At 54.6% G+C, this 17,722-nt stretch carries 15 protein-coding genes, 1 other RNA gene and 2 pseudogenes; 5 read left to right on the top strand and 13 right to left on the bottom strand.

Annotated features, from left to right (window positions below; genetic code table 11):
- Nucleotides 1-8: 8 nt before the first annotated feature.
- Genes trkA through argC form a run of 3 tightly spaced genes read right to left on the bottom strand, consistent with a single transcriptional unit; the run spans nucleotide 9 to nucleotide 2,903 of the window.
- The gene (gene trkA / locus AXE65_RS12980) at nucleotides 9-1,382 is read right to left on the bottom strand and encodes a Trk system potassium transporter TrkA (protein WP_068393374.1); all 1,374 of its coding nucleotides are present in this window, start codon (nucleotides 1,380-1,382) and stop codon (nucleotides 9-11) included.
- Nucleotides 1,379-1,858 carry an Lrp/AsnC family transcriptional regulator gene (locus AXE65_RS12975; RefSeq protein WP_068393372.1) on the bottom strand — a complete coding sequence of 160 codons (480 nt, stop codon included), beginning with the start codon at nucleotides 1,856-1,858 and terminating at the stop codon, nucleotides 1,379-1,381. The genes trkA and AXE65_RS12975 overlap by 4 nt, the downstream gene beginning before the upstream one ends.
- Before the next feature lie 10 nt (nucleotides 1,859-1,868).
- Entirely contained in the window at nucleotides 1,869-2,903 is a 1,035-nt protein-coding gene (argC, locus tag AXE65_RS12970; protein WP_068393369.1) for an N-acetyl-gamma-glutamyl-phosphate reductase, read from the bottom strand.
- 353 nt (nucleotides 2,904-3,256) lie between these two features.
- Between argC and hemJ the strand changes: the two genes are divergently transcribed.
- The 3 genes and pseudogenes from hemJ to AXE65_RS12955 all read left to right on the top strand — a co-directional run bounded on the left by hemJ (nucleotide 3,257) and on the right by AXE65_RS12955 (nucleotide 6,676).
- Nucleotides 3,257-3,679 carry a protoporphyrinogen oxidase HemJ gene (hemJ, locus tag AXE65_RS12965; RefSeq protein WP_193393250.1) on the top strand — a complete coding sequence of 141 codons (423 nt, stop codon included), beginning with the start codon at nucleotides 3,257-3,259 and terminating at the stop codon, nucleotides 3,677-3,679.
- 9 nt (nucleotides 3,680-3,688) lie between these two features.
- Nucleotides 3,689-4,705, top strand: a complete 1,017-nt coding sequence (gene hemH, locus AXE65_RS12960; protein WP_068393367.1) for a ferrochelatase — start codon at nucleotides 3,689-3,691, stop codon at nucleotides 4,703-4,705.
- 104 nt (nucleotides 4,706-4,809) lie between these two features.
- A pseudogene (locus tag AXE65_RS12955) lies at nucleotides 4,810-6,676 on the top strand (ABC transporter ATP-binding protein).
- Here the strand turns inward: AXE65_RS12955 and AXE65_RS12950 are convergent.
- Genes AXE65_RS12950 through AXE65_RS12935 form a run of 4 tightly spaced genes read right to left on the bottom strand, consistent with a single transcriptional unit; the run spans nucleotide 6,673 to nucleotide 10,951 of the window.
- A complete protein-coding gene (locus tag AXE65_RS12950) occupies nucleotides 6,673-7,881 on the bottom strand; it encodes an FAD-dependent monooxygenase (protein ID WP_068393363.1) in 1,209 nt (402 codons plus the stop codon). The pseudogene AXE65_RS12955 and the gene AXE65_RS12950 sit on opposite strands and share 4 nt — an antisense overlap.
- Nucleotides 7,882-7,896: 15 nt before the next feature.
- Complete coding sequence (gene ubiH / locus AXE65_RS12945; RefSeq protein ID WP_068393360.1) at nucleotides 7,897-9,087, bottom strand: 2-octaprenyl-6-methoxyphenyl hydroxylase; 1,191 nt, start codon at nucleotides 9,085-9,087, stop codon at nucleotides 7,897-7,899.
- 2 nt (nucleotides 9,088-9,089) lie between these two features.
- Nucleotides 9,090-10,418 carry a Xaa-Pro aminopeptidase gene (gene pepP, locus AXE65_RS12940; RefSeq protein ID WP_068393356.1) on the bottom strand — a complete coding sequence of 443 codons (1,329 nt, stop codon included), beginning with the start codon at nucleotides 10,416-10,418 and terminating at the stop codon, nucleotides 9,090-9,092.
- Complete coding sequence (locus AXE65_RS12935) at nucleotides 10,415-10,951, bottom strand: UPF0149 family protein (protein WP_068393461.1); 537 nt, start codon at nucleotides 10,949-10,951, stop codon at nucleotides 10,415-10,417. Before AXE65_RS12935 ends, pepP begins: the two co-directional genes overlap by 4 nt.
- A 118-nt stretch (nucleotides 10,952-11,069) precedes the next feature.
- On the opposite strand from AXE65_RS12935, the gene ssrS reads away from it, so the two are divergent.
- Nucleotides 11,070-11,247, top strand: a non-coding RNA gene (ssrS, locus tag AXE65_RS12930) — 6S RNA.
- Nucleotides 11,248-11,275: 28 nt separating this feature from the next.
- On the top strand, nucleotides 11,276-11,878 hold the full coding sequence (locus tag AXE65_RS12925; protein WP_068393353.1) for a 5-formyltetrahydrofolate cyclo-ligase: 603 nt from the start codon (nucleotides 11,276-11,278) through the stop codon (nucleotides 11,876-11,878).
- Here the strand turns inward: AXE65_RS12925 and AXE65_RS12920 are convergent.
- From AXE65_RS12920 to AXE65_RS12900, 6 genes and pseudogenes are all read right to left on the bottom strand, one after another.
- Nucleotides 11,869-12,626 (bottom strand): annotated as a pseudogene (locus AXE65_RS12920) (iron ABC transporter ATP-binding protein). The gene AXE65_RS12925 and the pseudogene AXE65_RS12920 overlap by 10 nt on opposite strands.
- Entirely contained in the window at nucleotides 12,623-13,588 is a 966-nt protein-coding gene (locus tag AXE65_RS12915) for an iron chelate uptake ABC transporter family permease subunit (RefSeq protein ID WP_068393349.1), read from the bottom strand. The pseudogene AXE65_RS12920 and the gene AXE65_RS12915 overlap by 4 nt, the downstream one beginning before the upstream one ends.
- On the bottom strand, nucleotides 13,578-14,540 hold the full coding sequence (locus AXE65_RS12910; protein WP_068393347.1) for an ABC transporter permease: 963 nt from the start codon (nucleotides 14,538-14,540) through the stop codon (nucleotides 13,578-13,580). Before AXE65_RS12910 ends, AXE65_RS12915 begins: the two co-directional genes overlap by 11 nt.
- Entirely contained in the window at nucleotides 14,537-15,472 is a 936-nt protein-coding gene (locus AXE65_RS12905; protein WP_153015482.1) for a siderophore ABC transporter substrate-binding protein, read from the bottom strand. Before AXE65_RS12905 ends, AXE65_RS12910 begins: the two co-directional genes overlap by 4 nt.
- Nucleotides 15,473-15,587: 115 nt before the next feature.
- The gene (locus tag AXE65_RS13930) at nucleotides 15,588-15,755 is read right to left on the bottom strand and encodes a hypothetical protein (RefSeq protein ID WP_160330616.1); all 168 of its coding nucleotides are present in this window, start codon (nucleotides 15,753-15,755) and stop codon (nucleotides 15,588-15,590) included.
- A gap of 180 nt (nucleotides 15,756-15,935) precedes the next feature.
- The gene (locus tag AXE65_RS12900) at nucleotides 15,936-17,561 is read right to left on the bottom strand and encodes a methyl-accepting chemotaxis protein (protein WP_068393341.1); all 1,626 of its coding nucleotides are present in this window, start codon (nucleotides 17,559-17,561) and stop codon (nucleotides 15,936-15,938) included.
- Nucleotides 17,562-17,722: the final 161 nt, after the last annotated feature.

Raw genomic sequence — 17,722 nt, 5'->3', positions numbered from 1 at the left:
CCCATTTCTTAGAAAAAATTCCAGCCTACCTGAAACAACCGCTCCACTTCGCGGATGTATTTTTTTTCCGGCAGGAACAGAATGACGTGGTCGTTTTCGGCGATCACCAAGTCATCAGCAGCAATCAGTACTTCTTCGCCTCGGATAATTGCGCCAATGCGCGTGCCGGGCGGGAGCGCCAGTTGTGCGCAGCTACGCCCGACCACTCGGCTGCTTTTGGCATCGCCGTGGGCGACCAGTTCGATGGCTTCGGCCGCTCCACCGCGCAGCGAGTGGGCGCTGTGAATATCACCGCGCCGCACATGGCTAAGCAGCGTGCCGATGGTCGCCAGTTGCGGGCTGATGGCAACATCGATGGTGCCGCCCTGGATTAAATCGACATAGGCCGGATTGTTGATCAGCGTCATCACTTTGCGTGCGCCCAAACGGCGGGCGAGCAGGGAGGACATGATATTGGCCTCGTCCGATTGGGTGAGCGCGAGGAATAAATCCGTGCTGGCGATATTTTCTTCCAGCAGCAGCTCGCGGTCTGAGGCGTTGCCGTTTAGCACCAGGGTATTGTTAAGCACTTCAGCCAATTGGCGGCAGCGCGTTTGGCTCAGTTCGATGATTTTGACTTGGTAGTGGGTTTCTATCGCCTCGGCGAGCCGCTCGCCGATATGTCCGCCGCCGCCAATAATGATGCGGCGGTAGCGGTCTTGCTGCGGCTGCAACTGCGCCATGATGCCTTTGATCTGTTCTCGCGCAGCAATAAAAAACAGTTCATCGTCTACCGCTATCTGTGTTTGCTCGGTCAGTTCCAGCGACTTTCCACGGCGGAAAATGGCCGCCACCCGCCAGTCGATATTCGGCAGCCGCGCGTGCAGTTCGGCGATGGAAAGACGCGGCAAAGGGCCGCCGTATTGCGCCTTGGTCGCCACCAGTTGCGCCTTGCCGCCGGCAAAGTCCAGCACTTGCAAGGCACCGGGGCATTCAATCAGGCGGCGGATATAGTGCGTGACCAGTTGCTCCGGGCTTATCAGTACATCCACCGCAATGGCTTCGTGGCTGAACAGGCCGCTATGAGTGAGATAAGCGCTCTCGCGCACGCGGGCGATTTTGACCGGCGTATGGAACAGGTGATAGGCGACCTGGCAGGCGACCATATTGGTTTCGTCACTGTTGGTCACGGCCACCAGCATGTCGGCATCTTCCGCGCCCGCTTGGCGCAGCACCCAAGGAAAAGAAGCCGCGCCGCGCACGGTGCGGATGTCAAGGCGTGTGGCGAGTTCACGCAGGCGGCCTGCATCGCTGTCTACGACGGTAATGTCGTTGGCTTCGCCGGCCAGATGTTCGGCCAGTGTGCCGCCGACTTGTCCGGCACCCAAGATGATGATTTTCACAGCAGTGCGGCTTGTTCAATGCCGTTCGGCGGCAGACTAAAGCGGATTTTGTGCACTTTAACCTCCTGCATGGTGCGCACATCACGAATGCCGGGCAGATTGCGCACACGCTGTTTAATCGCCCACAGGCTTTCATCATCGCGGCACAGCACTTGCACGCAAATATCCGCCGTGCCCAGCGTAGTGGACAGATAACTGACCTCTGACCAGCGTCCCAGTGTATCAATCACCTGTTCGTGTTCTTTCGGCGCGACATTGACAAAGAGCAACGCAAGTTTGGCCGGGCCTAATTTTTCTGGATTAAGAAAGGCGAGCACTTGCAGCACGCCTTGTTCCTGCAAACGCTTGACTCGCACGCGCACGGTGGCTTCCGGCACTTGAAGGTGGCGGGCAATCTCGCGGAAAGCACGCCTGCCGTTTTCCTGCAACTGGCGAATAATGTCAAGGTCGAGCGAATCAAGGGATGAAGTGGGCATGGCTTTATTTCTAAAGAAGGGCGGGGATTTGCGCAAGTCCCAAGGTTTCCTCAAGGCCAAAGCGCAGATTCATGCACTGCACTGCTTGGCCGGATGCGCCTTTGAGCAGATTGTCAATCACCGAAAGCACCACGACGGTATCGCCCTTTTGCGGGCGGTGTACGGCTATCCGGCAGATATTGCTGCCGCGTACGGTGCGCGTAGCGGGATGACTGCCCGCGGGCAGTACATCGACAAAGGGCGAGCCTTGGTAGTGCTGCTCGTACAGCGCCTGTAAATCTCTTTTATGGTCAATGACCTCGGCATAGAGCGTGGCGTGAATGCCGCGAATCATCGGCGCAAGGTGCGGCACAAAGGTCAAGCCTACTTCACCGCCGGCGGCAAGACGTAAACCTTGGCGAATTTCCGGCAGGTGACGATGCCCATTGACCGCGTAGGCGCTTAGGCTCTCGCTCGCCTCGCAAAGCAGCGAGCCGACGTTAGCCGCGCGGCCAGCGCCACTGACACCGGATTTGCAGTCGGCAATCAGTCTGGCGTTATCGGCAATCCCTGCATTAAGCAGCGGCCAAAAACCCAGTTGTACCGCCGTTGGATAGCAGCCCGGCACGGCAATCAGGCGGGCATTTTTGATCGCCTCGCGGTTGACTTCGGCCAATCCGTAGACGGCTTCATCCAGCAACTGCGGCGCACCGTGCGCCTTGCCATACCATTTCGCCCATTCATCTTTATCCTGCAAGCGAAAATCGGCAGACAGGTCAATCAGTGTGCAGCCTTTATCCAATAACTCAGGAGCCAGTTCATGCGCCACACCGTGCGGGGTCGCAAAAAACACCAGATCACAGGCGGCCAGTAGCTTGGCATCCGGTGCGGTAAAGGAGAGCGCGTCATAAACGCCACGCAGATTGGGAAACAGTTCGGTAACGCCAATGCCTGCCTCGCTGCGCGAAGTAATCAGCGCGACCTCTGCTTTTTCATGCTGCGCCAGCAGGCGCAGCAGTTCCACTCCGGTATAACCGGTTCCGCCTACAATGCCGACTTTAATCATGCTTGCCTCCCAAAGCTCAGGGTCTGTCCCCGCTTCAAACGCGAGCCGCGCTGCTGCTCAAAATTTCGCCAGACTAGGCGCAGCATGCAGCCAATGTGTACAACCTTGGCAAATGCTGCAACGCCGTATGGCGAAATTTTGGGTGCAGCCCGAAGGGACGGGGCAGATTTTCCGCGCCGCTGCGTTACTCGTCGCTCATTTGCATGAGCAAACTTCGCTTCTCGCGCCTTGCTGCGCGGAAAATCTGCCTCCGTCGCGGCCACGTTTGAAACGGGGACAGACCCTAACATAATAAAGAGATGACGCAGCGCTTGCTTGCCTTTACCATCGGCGGCCGTTTGGAGAAACTGATGCTGTATTTGTGGATTAAAGCCTTTCATATCGTCGCCGTGGTTTGCTGGTTTGCTGGTTTGTTTTATTTGCCGCGCCTGTTTGTCTACCACGCGGGCAGTTCCGATGCGGCCAGTCTTGCGCGTTTTTGTTTGATGGAGCGCAGGCTCTATCGTGGCATTATGCTGCCGTCGATGCTGGCGACCTTAATACTCGGTTTGTGGCTTTTGCACCTCAATCCGCTTTGGCTGAAAATGGGCTGGCTGCATGCCAAGTTGCTGCTGGTGGTTGTGTTGATTGGCTACCATCACATTTGCGGCGCTCAAATCAAACGCTTTGCACGTGGGGAAAACCGGCGCAGTGAACGGTTTTTCCGCTGGTTTAACGAACTGCCGGTCGTAGTGTTACTGGCGATCGTTATCTTGGTGGTGGTTAAACCTTTTTAAGTCAAGCTTATGACCGACCATACACTGCTGCTGGTCAATCTGGGTTCGCCGGATAGCCCAAGCCCGCGCGCGGTTCGCCGCTATCTTGGGTCGTTTCTGATGGATAAGCGCGTCATCGACCTGCCTTGGCCGCTGAGAAGAGCGCTGGTCAGTGCCATTTTATTGACAAGGCCCAGGCAATCGGCCAAAGCCTACGCCTCCATCTGGTGGCCGGATGGTTCGCCGCTCCTGGTCATCAGCCGCGCCCTGCAACAGGCCTTGCGAGCGCACTGGACAGCGGGCAGCGTGGCGCTCGCCATGCGCTACGGCAGCCCGTCCATTGGGCAAGTGCTGCGGGCGTTAAATCAACGTGGGGTCAAACAAATTACCCTCGCACCACTTTATCCACAGTTTGCTGAAAGTACCGTTGGCAGCACGCTCGCTGAAGTACAGCGGGTCATCAGCGCACACGGGCTGCGCTTTAATCTGCGTCTGTTAAAGCCGTTTTATCAGGAACCTGCCTATATCGAAGCCTTGGCCGCGAGCGCCCAGCCTTGGCTTGAGCAGGAGTTTGACCATCTGTTGATGAGCTTTCACGGCCTGCCCGAGCGGCATATCCGCAAACTCACCGACCCGATCGATACGCAGCACGATTTACAAGCGCAAAGCAGCCGAGGCTTGCGTCAAGAATTGCTGGATGTTTGCTACCGCAGCCAATGTTTGCGCACCGCCGAATTATTGGCCGATCACTTGGCACTGCCCCGCGATCGCTGGTCTGTTTCCTTCCAGTCGCGCTTGGGGCATGCCAAATGGATAGACCCTTACACCGAAAGCAAACTCAGCGAACTGGCGCAACAAGGCGTTAAAAAACTCCTGGTCATCAGCCCGGCTTTTGTCGCCGACTGCGTGGAAACCTTGGAAGAGATCGCCATCCGAGGGCGCGAACAATTTATCGCTGCCGGTGGGCAATCCTTACAACTGATCCCTTGCCTTAACAGTCACCCAAACTGGGTCAAAACCCTCGCGCTTTTGGCGCAAAAGGCTTAAAAGAGTCTGTTATCGACTTTTTAGCGCCAGCATCTTCAATAGGGCGCTTGCGGATTACTACGCTTTTCGGCACTGTGTGCCGCCCGCAAGTTGCTGCTCAATCGATGTTTAATCCGCTTTTTCGCTTCTTTGAAAACCGCGTCAGCCCTTATCCAGCGGGCGAGCCGCAGATTCCGCCGCGCGGCTTTTTTGCCTTTTTGTGGCTTTGTACCGCCGGTATGCGCGGCTGGATTTTGTTGTTGGTGGTAACTTCAGCGCTGCTTGCGCTCTATGAGGCGATGCTGTTTGCCATTATGGGGCAGGTGGTGGACTGGCTTTCGGTCATCAGTCCCGCACAGTTATGGCAAGAGCAGCGGCTTTGGCTGATCGCTTTTGCCGCGATTTTGCTCGCAAGCGTGCTGCTGCTGGCGTTGCATACTCAAGTGCTGCACCAAGTGCTTGCCATTAACTTTCCCATGCGGCTGCGCTGGTTGTTTCACCGCTTGATGCTGGGTCAAAGCATGGCGTTTTATGCCGATGAATTTGCCGGACGCATTACCACCAAAGTGATGCACACGGCATTGGCAGTGCGCGAAGTGGTTTTTGTGCAGGTGGATGTGCTGGTTGGCGTTAGCGTTTACCTGATCGGTATTTTGGCGCTTACCGCCAGTTTTGAATGGCGCTTGATGCTGCCTTTTGCCTTTTGCCTTGTGGCTTGCCGCTTATGGCGCGATTTGTGGGTATTTTGTGCCGCGCCTTGGGCGTATTGGCCGCGAGCAGTCCGATGCTCGCTCGATGATGACCGGCCGTGTCACCGATGCTTATAGCAATATCGCTACGGTAAAACTCTTTGCCCACACGCGCCGCGAGGCCGAATACGCGCGTAACGCGATGGAAGCCTTTAAAGCCAGCGGTTACGCGCAAATGCGGCTGATTAGCCGCTTTGATACCAGCAATCATCTACTGATGACCTTGCTGTTACTTGGCAGCGCTGGTAGTGCGCTGTATCTGTGGTCGCTGGACGAAGTCAGTGCCGGTATGGTCGCTGCGGTCATGGCAATGGCATTGCGACTGATGGGTTATTCGCACTGGATTATGTGGCAGATGACCGCTCTGTTTGAGCATGTCGGTACCATTCATGACGGCCTGCATACCCTGACCCGCCCGCATACCTTGGTTGATGCGCCGAATGCGCAAGATTTACAGGTCAGCAAGGGAGAAATTCGCTTTGAAAATATCAGCTACGCCTATAAACCCGGCGGCAAGCTTGTTATCGACGGCCTCAACCTGCACGTGCAGCCGGGCGAGCGTATCGGCCTGATTGGCCGTTCCGGTGCGGGCAAATCCACTTTGGTCAATCTGCTGCTGCGCTTTTTTGATGTCACCGATGGGCGGATTTGTATTGATGGGCAGGACATCCGCCAAGTCACGCAAGACAGCTTGCGTGCCGCCATTGGCATGGTCACGCAAGATACCGCGCTGCTACACCGCTCGATGCGCGACAACATTCTTTACGGCAGACCCGATGCCAGCGAAGAACAAATGCGTAACGCGGCCATTAAGGCTGAAGCGGCGGGCTTTATCGAGGGGCTTTCCGACAGCAAAGGCCGCAGCGGTTATGACGCGCAAGTCGGCGAGCGTGGCGTGAAACTCTCCGGCGGGCAGCGCCAGCGCGTGGCGATTGCCCGCGTGTTACTGAAAGACGCACCGATTTTGCTGCTCGATGAAGCCACCAGCGCCCTCGACAGCGAGGCAGAGGCCGCCATTGGCCGCAGTCTCGCTGAACTGATGAAAGGCAAAACGGTCATTGCCATTGCCCACCGGCTGTCCACCATTGCGGCGATGGATCGTTTGATCGTGATGGAAGACGGGCAAATTATCGAACAAGGCACGCATCAAGCATTGCTGCAAAAAGGCGGCCTGTACGCCCGCCTGTGGGCGCACCAGAGCGGGGACTTTCTTTTGGATGAAGAGCTGGAGGAAGAGAGCTAACGTCCCAGCGCCTGCTGGGCGAACCAGTTTTTGATCAAGGGCAGATGGTCGGCGCGGTTTAGCATCTGCCCTCGTAGCCAGCGCAGTGGTAGGGCATCGGCTTGGAACAGGCGTTCAAAGCCCTCCATGGCCGCCATCATGGCGAGGTTGTGCGGCATGCGCTGTCGTTCATAGCGAGCTAAAACGCGCAGGTTGCCAAGGGTTTCACCCGCCTTGCTTGCCGCCCGCAAGGTGCTGGATAAGGCGGCAACATCCAAAAAGCCCAAGTTGACCCCTTGGCCTGCCAGCGGGTGGATGCAGTGGGCGGCATCGCCCAGCAGGGCAAGCGCGGGTTTGATGTAGCGCTTCGCGTGACGCTGGCGTAGTGGGATGCAAAGGCGCGGGTCGATTTTTTCTACCCTACCCAGACGATATTCAAAGGCGCGGGAAAGGGCTTGGCAGAAAGCCTCGTCTTCCAATGCCATCAGGCGGGCGGCTTGATCCGGCACGACCGACCAGACGATGGAGCACCAGTGCTCGTCTTTACCTTTGCCAAGCGGCAAAAAGGCGAGCGGGCCGTCATCGGTAAAACACTGGCGGGCGCAGTATTGGTGCGGCTTTTCGCAGTAGACGCTGGTCACTATCGCCTGATGCAAATAATCCCATTCGCGCACGGCAAATCCGGCAAGCTCACGGACTTTGGATTTTCCACCGTCGGCCGCCAGCAGCAGCGGTGCCTCCAGGCGCTCGCCGCTTGCCAGTTCAAGCTGCCAGCCGTTTTCGCTTTGTTTGAGGGCGGCAAGCGGCGCGTTGCCCCGCAAACGTACAGAAGTGTTTTGCAAGCATTCGAGCAAAGCATCCTGAACCACTGAATTTTCAACGATATGCCCCAGCACATCGGTGTGCAGGTTGGCGGCTGAAAACTCAATTTGCCCGCTGCCGCTGCCATCCCAAACCTGCATCGCCGAATAAGGGCAGCTGCGCCGCGAGAGTATCCTTGGCCAAGCGCCTAAATCTTCCAGCAGCCTTTGACTGGCGGCGGACAGCGCACTGACGCGCGGGGAAAAGCGGCTTTGCGGATTAAAGGCAGGGGGCGCTGCGAGCGGGGCAGCATCCACTAAAGTAATCTGCAAGTCGCTCTCTGAAAGTGCCAGCGCCAGCGCACTGCCGACCATGCCCGCACCGACAATGACCACATCGGCTTGCTGCGCCTCTTGGCTTAACATCGGTTCTCCTTGATTTTAAGCGTCGTGACGTGGGGCAAGCCCCATCATTTGACGGGCGAAGGCGCTTTTCGCGGCGGGGGCGAGGTCAAGCGCGGCGAGGCCAAGCCCGCGCAGTGCCGCCAGCAATGGATGCTGATGGGCAAACAGGCGCGGCAGGCGGTCAGACGAGGCAATGGTGAGTTGCTGGTCAAGCCGCTGGCGGCGGACAAAGCGTTGCAGTGGCGCAAGACTGCCCAAGGGCGTCTCGCTTTGCGCCAAGGTTTCGGCGAGGGTAAAGGCATCACGCAGTGACAGGTTGTAGCCTTGTCCGGCTATCGGGTGCAGGCGGTGCGCGGCATTGCCCAGTACGACCAAATGCGAGCGCACTTGCTCGCGGGCAAGTTCCAGTTGCAGCGGGTAACTGTGACGAGCGCCCAGCTCAGTAAAAGTCCCCAAAGCATCGCCAAAGACGGCTTGCAGCCTGCTTAAAAAATCGGCATGACTTACTTGCAGCAGGCGTTCGGCTTCTTCAGTGCTACGGCTCCAAACCAGCGCCAAGCGGTTTTTGGCAAGCGGCAGTAGTGCGAGCGGGCCGTCTTTGCCAAAGTGCTCAAAGGCGCGGTTTTGGTGCGGCTCGCTGGTGCTTAAATTGGCGATAACGGCGCTTTGCTGGTAGTCCTTACGGCTTAGAGCAATGCCGAGCTGTTCGCGCAGATTGGAGCGCCCGCCATCGGCGAGTACGGCAAGCTGGGTGTCTACGCTTTGGCCATCTTTTAGCTCAAGATAAAAACCCGCACGGTGCGGCTTAAGCTTGATAACTTCTGCCGGACAAATCCGCTCGATGTTGGCGCAGCTTTCCAGCTTCTGCCACAGGCAATGACCCAGCCAGGCGTTTTCCACCACATAGCCCAGCGCCGGGACTTTTTCACGCACCGCCTCAAGGCAGGTGCGGCCAAACGAGCCTTGCGCGGAGACTTCAATGCGTTCAATCGGTTGTACCAGTTCGGACAATTCCGGCCAAAGCCCTAGCTTTTGATAAATCAAACGGCTGCCGTAGGATAAAGCCGTGCAGCGTGCATCAAAGCTGGGCTGGTAGTCGCTACCGGCGGCAAAAGGCTCAATCAATGCGATACGCGGGCAGCGCTGTTTAAAAAAATACTGTACAGCCAGTGCAAGGCTCGCGCCGACCAGTCCGCCGCCGATAATGGCGATGTCGCATGATTTCATGATCAGTCTCGCTGCTCTGCCGCCATTAGTGCTTCAATCGCGTCAATCTGTTTGGGTACGCCTGTCGTTAGCACTTCGCAGCCGTTTTCGGTGACCACAATATCGTCTTCAATACGCACGCCAATGCCGCGCCACTGCTCGGGGACATCCATATTATCCGGCGCGATATAAATGCCCGGTTCAATGGTCAGGCACATACCGGGTTCCAGCGTTCGCCAGTGCCCCGCGGTTTTGTAGTCGCCGACATCGTGCACATCCATACCCAGCCAGTGTCCGGCGCGGTGCATATAAAAGGCGCGATAGGCTTCGTTTTCAATCAGCTCGTTAAGCGCGCCTTGCAGCAGACCCAGCTCGATCAGTCCCTCGGTAATCACGCGAACCGTGGTTTCGTGCGCTTCGTTAAAGTGTCTGCCGGGGGCGACGCATGCAATGGCGGCTTCATTGGCTTTAAGTACCAGTTCATAGATGGCTTTTTGCTCGCGGCTAAAGCGCCCATTGACTGGAAAAGTGCGGGTGATGTCGCTGGCGTAGCAGTCAAGCTCGCAGCCTGCGTCAATCAGCACCAGCTCGCCGTCTACAAGCGGCGCGTCGTTGTCGCGGTAGTGCAGGGTGCAGGCGCCTGCTCCGGCGGCGACTATTGAGCCGTAAGCGGGCATTTTTGCGCCGCCTTTGCGAAATTCGTAATCCAGTTCCGCCTCTAAATGATATTCATAAAGACCGGCGCGGCTGGCCTGCATGGCGCGAATATGGGCGCGGCAGGAAAGTTCAGCGGCGGCGCGCATCAGGCGGATTTCTTGCGGCGATTTGCGCAGGCGCATGTCGTGCAGCAAGGGTTCTAAGGCAATGTATTCATGGGGCGGATGCGCACCTTGTCGCGCCCCGGCGCGGATTTTTTTCACCCAGTCAAACAGCTGGCTGTCAAATTCCGCTTGATGGCCGATAGCGCAGTAGACGCGCTCGCAGCCTTGCATTAACGACGGCAGTAATTCGTCGATGTCATCAATGGCAAAGGCTTCATCCGCGCCGTAATCACGCACCGCGCCTTCGATCCCTGCGCGTTTGCCGTCCCAGATCTCACGAGCCGGGTCGCGCTTGCGGCAGAACAATAAGTACTGTCCTTGTGCTCGTCCTGGCAACAAAACCAGCAGTGCTTCGGGTTCGCCAAAGCCGGTCAGGTACTGAAAATCGCTGTTTTGCCGGTAGATGTGCTCAACATCGGCGTTACGCATCTGCACCGGCGCTGCGGGCAAAATGGCGATACTGTTCGGCAGCATCTGTGCCATCAGCGCCTCGCGGCGGCGGGCATATTCGGTTTGCGGCAGCTTGATCACGGGGTTTTTCCCTCCGCCTTTTGGGCGCATTCGCCGTAGAGCAGTAGCGGCGCGACGCGAAGGTATTCCATCACTTGCATATAGTCGCCTTCGCCGTCTTCACTAGCTTCCAGCCCGTCCTGCACGGTGCTGATGGAGGCCAAATCCTGCAATACCTCTTGTGCATCGGCGCTGAGCGCAATGCTGCCTGCAATCAAGCCAAAGCCACTCAAAAAACCTTGGCACCATTTGCCCAGCGCACTGGCACGTTCGGCCAGTGGTGCGCTGTCGGGTGGCAGCAGCAAGGTCAGCGTGATGTCCCTGCCTTCAAGTTCTGCTTTGAGCAAGATTTGCAGACCGATCAGCGCTTTTTGCAGCGCTTCATCGGCGATGCTGCCGATAAGTTCAGCCGCATCGGCCAGCCAAGGTTCTGCTGCAAAACCACTGCCTGCAACACTGCGCCCCAAGAGCAGGCCGTGCAGTTCGGCAGGCGAAATAACGGCCCCTTGCTGGATAAGCAGGTCGGCCAAGGCAGAGTAGGGAGAAGGTGGCATGGTTTTTATCAGGCTTAAGAGCGGAAATGCCCGCCATCCTACCATCAGCGGGCGGCTTGTTCGTCTGCTGCGGGCGTTTGCCGCACAAAGAACAGACCGATTGCGTTATACTCGCCGTCACTCCCTCGCGTGTTCGCCAGTTGGCATGTTCCTGAGCCGATAGCACGCCCCGGGATTTGCCTGCAAGGCACGTTGTGCATGTCCACTTAAGGTGGAAAGCCTTATCGCCTGCGGCATCTCCCACCTTGAACTTTTCGGGTTCAAGGGCTACCCAACAGCGGCACGTTTGGGAGTCTTCTTATCTTTTTGCCGGCTGCTTAGCGCATGACGGAAACACTTTCCCGCCCGGCACTGCGCCGTTTATTACGCAATCGCCGAAGAGCCTTAAGCCAGAGCGAGCAACAAAGAGCCGCCCAAGCACTCTACCGGCAACTGAGCCAGCATCCACTGCTGCGCCGCGCCCGCCATATTGCACTCTACTTGCCACAAGACGGCGAAATTGACCCGCGCCCGCTATTGCATGCGCTTTGGCAACGCCGCAAACAGACCTATCTGCCGTTACTTTCACATTGGCCGAAAAGCCTTATGCGCTTTCAACGTATCGATAAGCGCGAAACCCTGCACAAAGGGCGCTTTGGCATTTTGCAGCCGAAAGCCAATCTGGCCAGGCAACGGCAAACCTGGGCGCTGGATTTACTGCTACTGCCGCTGGTGGGTTTTGATGCCTTTGGCGGGCGCTTAGGCATGGGCGGCGGGTTTTATGACCGTGCGCTTGCCTTTCGCAGGCACCGCAAACACAGCCAAAAGCCGCTGCTCTTGGGTATCGCCCATGAATGTCAAAAAGTGCAGCGGCTGCATCTTGCGCCTTGGGATATTCCGTTGCTTGCTACCGTAACCGATGCAGGCTGGTATTGGCGTTATTCATAAAACAAGGCAATGCGTCTTTCGCCCAAGTGGTGAATGGCTATCGGCATATCATAAATCTGCTCAAGTACTTGGCTGGTAATCATTTCATCCACGCTGCCTTGCCCCCACAATTTGCCGTTTTTCATGGCAATAATGCGCTCAGAATACCAGGCAGCAAAATTAATATCATGCAAAACCAAAACGATCGTCTTATTTAATTCATTGCCCGCACGCCGCAGGATTTTCATCATGGAGCTGGCGTGTTTCATATCCAGATTATTGAGCGGCTCATCCAGCAATAAATAATCGGTATCCTGACAGAGCAGCATGGCAACAAAAGCGCGTTGTCGTTGCCCGCCGGAAAGTTCATCCAAAAAACGCGTTGCCATTGGCGTAAGTTCAAGGTAATTAAGCGCTTGTTCAATATGATGCTGGTCTTGTGCATTTAATCTGCCACGTGAATAGGGATAACGACCAAAGCTGACCAGTTCGCGTACCGTTAAGCGCGATGCAAATGATTGTCCTGGCGCAAAATGGAAAGACGCTGCGCCAAAACATCGGTAGCTGTGTGATGAATATCCAACCCGGCCACGCTGACTTTGCCTTTATCAGAACGAAGCAAACGCGCAATGATGGAAAGCAAGGTCGATTTGCCCGCGCCATTCGGGCCGATAATGGAGGTCAAGCCAGCGGCTGGAATACTCAGTGATACATTATCGATTACCAGCGACTGTGCATAACTTTTACAAATGTTCTCTACAATAATCATCGTGCACTCTGTTTTAATACCAGGGCAATAAATACCAGGCCACCCAAAAATTCAATGACAATAGCCAGCGCAGTATCAAAAGCAAATAATCGCTCCAATACCACTTGTCCGCCAACTAAAAAAATAATTGCCAGCAATACCGCAGCAGACAATAAATAACGATGCTGACTGCTGCCGGTTAGATAATGCGAAAGTGCTGCAACCAACAGGCCAAAAAACAATATCGGCCCTACCAATGCGGTGGATACGGCAATCAACACGGAAACCAGCAGCAGAATTTGTGTGACAACCCGCCGATGATCGATACCCAGATTGATGGCAAAAGTTCGCCCCAATGCCAATATATCAAAGCAGTGAAATAAACCAGTCAGTGCAATACTGGTCAAAGCAACGGCACCGCTTGCCAGCAGTAATAAGCGAGTATCGATGGAGTTAAAGCTGGCAAATAAAGTATCGGTCAATACCATAAACTCATTGGGGTCAAGCAGACGCTGGATAAACTGCGCGAGGCTTCTAAACAATACGCCAAAAATAATCCCAACCAACACCAATAAGTGCAAACTGCGCTCACCAGCGGAAAATAACCAGCGATATAAAAATCCGGCAAACAGCATGAGCAGCAGCGTATCGGCCAAAAAGCGCAGGCGCGGGTCGATCGAAAGTGACTGCGCCGAACCCAAAATAAAAAACAATAAGGTATGACCCAGGATAAACAGCGAATCAAATCCCATAATGGCTGGGGTCAAAATACGGTTATTGGTTACGGTTTGAAACAGTACGGTGGAAACCGCCACACTGTAAGCCACCAAAATCAAGGCGGCGAGCTTGATGCCACGAAACTTTAAGATAAACGACCAACTGCCTTTGGCTCCAACGGTCATAAAAGCCAAGATGGACAGCAATGCAAGCAGCAGCAACAGCGCAAGCCCCCATTGGGGGCGGCTTTGAAAGTTACGAAGCATGAGCGGATTTACGCAGCAATAAATAAAGGAACAAAGCGCTGCCCACTACGCCAACGACCGTACCGATGGGGATTTCATAGGGTGCGCGAATGGTGCGCCCAATCATATCGCACAGCAGTACAAAGAAACTGCCCAGTAAAGCAACCCAAGGGATGGCGCGGCGCATATTGTCACCCATTATCAGGCTGACAATATTGGGAACCAACAAACCCAAAAACGGAATCATGCCAACGGTCACAACGACACTCGCTGATACCAACGACACAATAATTAAGCCCAGTGTAACGGTATGCCGGTAATTAAGGCCAAGATTGGTGGTAAAGTCTTCGCCCATGCCGGCTACGGTTAAGCGGTCTGCCAAAAACCAGGCGGCCAGCGCAAATAAAAAGCCAAGCCAGAGCAGTTCATAGCGCCCACTTAATACGCCGGAAAAATCCCCGCTGCGAAAGGCCAGCAATGATTGCAACAAATCATAACGGTAGGCAAAAAAAGTAGTAACCGCGCTGATAATGCCGCCCAGCATAATGCCAATCAAAGGTACCAATAAAATATCGCGCAGTGGTACTTGCCTAAGAATCCGTAAAAACAGCAAGGTGCCGAATAAGGCAAATAAGGCCGATACCAGCATTTTGCCCATTAACGCAAGTCCCGGCGCAAATAGGGTGATAACCAACAGACCCAGACTTGCCGACTCTAAAGTACCTGCCGTGGCCGGTTCAACAAAGCGATTGCGTACCAGCATTTGCATGATAAGCCCGGCTATTGCCATGGAACTTCCGGCAAGCACTAACGCCAGTGTGCGCGGTAGACGACTGATTAACAGTATCTGCTTGGCGCGCGAGTTGGCATTATCGGCAAAGAGTGCGGCCAGTGAAACATCGGATACGCCAATCAATAAACTGGCTATTGCCAGCAGAATAAGCGCAAGCAATGCAACGGGCAGGTATTTCATTGCGCGCGTGCTTTATTCATCGCCTGCTGTAATTGCTCAAGAATGCTGGTTAATGCCTGCCAGCCACTGGAAACAATATAGGCTTGCTGCGGCTTAAGATAAACTATCTGTTGTTTTTTCCAGGCGGTTGTTTGTTGTATCAAGGCATTATTAAGTACCTGTTCGGCGGCATTGCCAGCATTGCGCTGACCGATGGCGGCATCACGGTCTACCACAAACAGCCAATCGGGATTTTTCTCCAGAATATATTCAAAAGAAACAATATCGCCGCCGTGGAAGCGGTCGTCAATATCATCGGCTACGGTTTTAAAACCAATATCATTATGCAGCCAGCCCAGCCTCGAGCCGCGTCCATATACGCCTACTTTGCCGGCATTGGTAATCAGAATAATCGCCCGCCCGCTATCTCCAGCTCTTTGCTTTAACGCGGTAATGTTATTGTCGAGCGTGCTAAGCATTTCTTTAGCGCGTTGTTCTTTATTAAAGATTTTGCCGAGTGTTTCGATATTGTTTTTAGCGCTTGCCAAGTAATCTTGATTGTCTACGGAAAGATCAATCGTCGGCAAAATGGTCGCGACTTCCTGATATTTGGCCGACGAGCGTCCACCGACAATGGCAAGTTCGGCTTCGGCAGCATTGATGGCCTCATAGTCCGGCTCAAATAACGAACCGATTTTGAGGTATTGCGGCGCTTCATACTTGGCAAGATAAGACGGCAGATTACCACCCGGTACGCCTGTTGGCTGCACACCAAGCGCATCCAGGTTATCCAGACTGGGCACATCCAATACCAAAACTTTTTTCGGCACGGCGGGCAAAACCGTCTCGCCCTTGGCGTGCTGGATGCGAATTTCAGCGGCTGCAGCGGTGGCGACAATGCTGGCAGCCAGTAAGGCAAGAAGACAGACGAAGGCGGTGCTTAACTTGTTCACGGAACTCTCCTGAGCAGAAGGATAATCGGTATTGATTATGATTGAGAGTTAAGTATTGCGGCTACCAGCTTTCGTAAACAGGCTCTAAGACCCTTGTCAGATAAAGTATAAATTTCTACATACGGCCGGTCGCTTCCATCAGCAACAGAGCGACATTCACGCCGCAACCTGGCTCGTTATTGGGGAATTGTTCAGTCGGACGCTTGTCATCCAACGCCACTTCTAGCGTCGTCTTGGAAACGTCTACGCCTACAAAAAGCGCATCTTGGTAGGTCTTTGTCATAGCCCTGCCTTGCAATAGATCATCGATACGGCTATCGCCTACTCACAACGGTTCGGGATTGAAACAAAGAAAGATTATCCACGACCAATGCTCTCCCAGCGGATGCCCTTGTCTATGACAGGGCTCCAAGGGGATGACGCGCTGTGGATAACCTCTCAAACGAAGATACAAGGGAAGACATCAGACTTTAAACTGCTCAATCATGCTGTTTAGCTCCACCGCGAGGCGTGACAGCTCGTCGCTGGCAAAGCGGGTTTGCTCGGCCCCACCGGCGGCGTTGCTGGAAAGGTCGCGGATATTCAGTAGATTGCGGTCGACTTCACGGGCAACTTGGGCCTGTTGTTCGGCGGCGCTGGCAATGAGCTGGTTGCGCTCGTTAATGTCAGAAAGCGCTTTGAAAATATCCTCAAGCGCCGCACCACTGCTTTCGGTCGCTTCCAATGTTGTTTGTGCGCGGCGGGTGCTGGAGAGCATGGAGGCGACAGCTTGTTCCGTGCCGCTTTGAATGCCTTCAATCATCTGCTCAATTTCACGGGTGGATTCGCCGGTACGCTGCGCGAGGCTTCTAACTTCATCGGCGACCACGGCAAAACCGCGTCCGGCTTCGCCCGCGCGCGCCGCTTCAATGGCGGCATTGAGGGCGAGCAAGTTGGTCTGCTCGGATACCGCGCGAATCACATCCAGCACCCGGCCAATTTGCTGCGCGTGCTGTGCCAGCGTTTGTATCTGCGCAGAACTGCTTTGCATTTCGCTGTTCATATTGCCAATTTCCTGCAAACTGGAGCGAACCTGCTCGCGGCTTTGCATCGCCAATTGGTTGGACTGTTCAGAGGCTTTTGAGGTGGATGCTGCGTTTCTGGCGACATCGGCCACGGCGGCGGTCATTTCATTGACGGCGGTGGCGGCGAGTTCCAATTCTTGATATTGCTGTTGCAGACTTTGCGTGCCTTCTTTGGTAATGGTGGCGAGTTCCACGGCGGATTCGGCCAATTGTCCGGCGCAGCGCCCGATTTGTTCGACCACCTGCTTGCGGTCTTCTTGCATTTGTTGCAGTGAGCTAAACAGCTCGCCCATTTCATTGTTGGAGCAAACTTTAATTTCTTCGCGTAAATCACCGCTGCCCATCTGTTTTAAATGCTCGCCTGCTATACGCAGGGGTTTTAATACATGATGCACAATAAAATACCAACAACCGAGCATCAACAACAGTGAAATACCCAGCAGTAAAAATACAAAGAGTAATGCTGTATCCGCGCGTTGCGCGGTGTCTTCCATTATTTGCTTGGCATATTGGTCGAGTTTGTCATCAAAGTCTTGTGCATTTTTTTCAAAACTATCATGAATACTGCGTGCTTTAAGATTAAGTTCGCTATAACGCTCAAGCGCACCTTGCTCCAACGCATCGAGTAGCTCGTTAAGTATTTGTTGATAGTAATGGAAGTCTTTTCCCAGTCGCTCTTGCAGAGGCTGCTCATCGGTCAGACTCGCGATTTGTGTAAATTGTTGGTATAGCTCGGCGGCTTCAGCAATACGCTGTTTGGCCAGTTGCAAACTGATGCTGGCGCGTTCTGTATCGCCTTCCTGGATTTCATTAAAAGCACCGGCTAGTGCCGTGCGAATGCGCAAGATACGGTTAAAGGTATTTTCCAGCTTGTCGTTTTTTTCGCTGAGTTGGTACATCTGGGTAATTTGCTGCTGGCTGATATCGGCTCGCCACCAGCCACTGCATACCGAGATCAGTAACACTAAGGTCATCAACAATTGCACCAGCGTCATGCCAGTACGGATTTTTAAATTGCGCAGCATAGGTTTACTTCCGCTAAATGCCAATAAATGCTAAAGAAAAAGCAAGGCGAAGCCTTCTTGACGAAGGTATCGGCAAAACGAGCAACAAACTTTAGATGCTGATAGAAATTGCTGGAGTTGGCCGATAAGATGCGTTGCAGGTTTAATCGATAGCGCTGAAT

The sequence above is a fragment of the Ventosimonas gracilis genome (assembly GCF_001580025.1).
Lineage (GTDB): Bacteria > Pseudomonadota > Gammaproteobacteria > Pseudomonadales > Pseudomonadaceae > Ventosimonas > Ventosimonas gracilis.
Note: the sequence above shows the minus strand (reverse complement) of the source record. Positions and strands in the feature narration are given on the sequence as shown.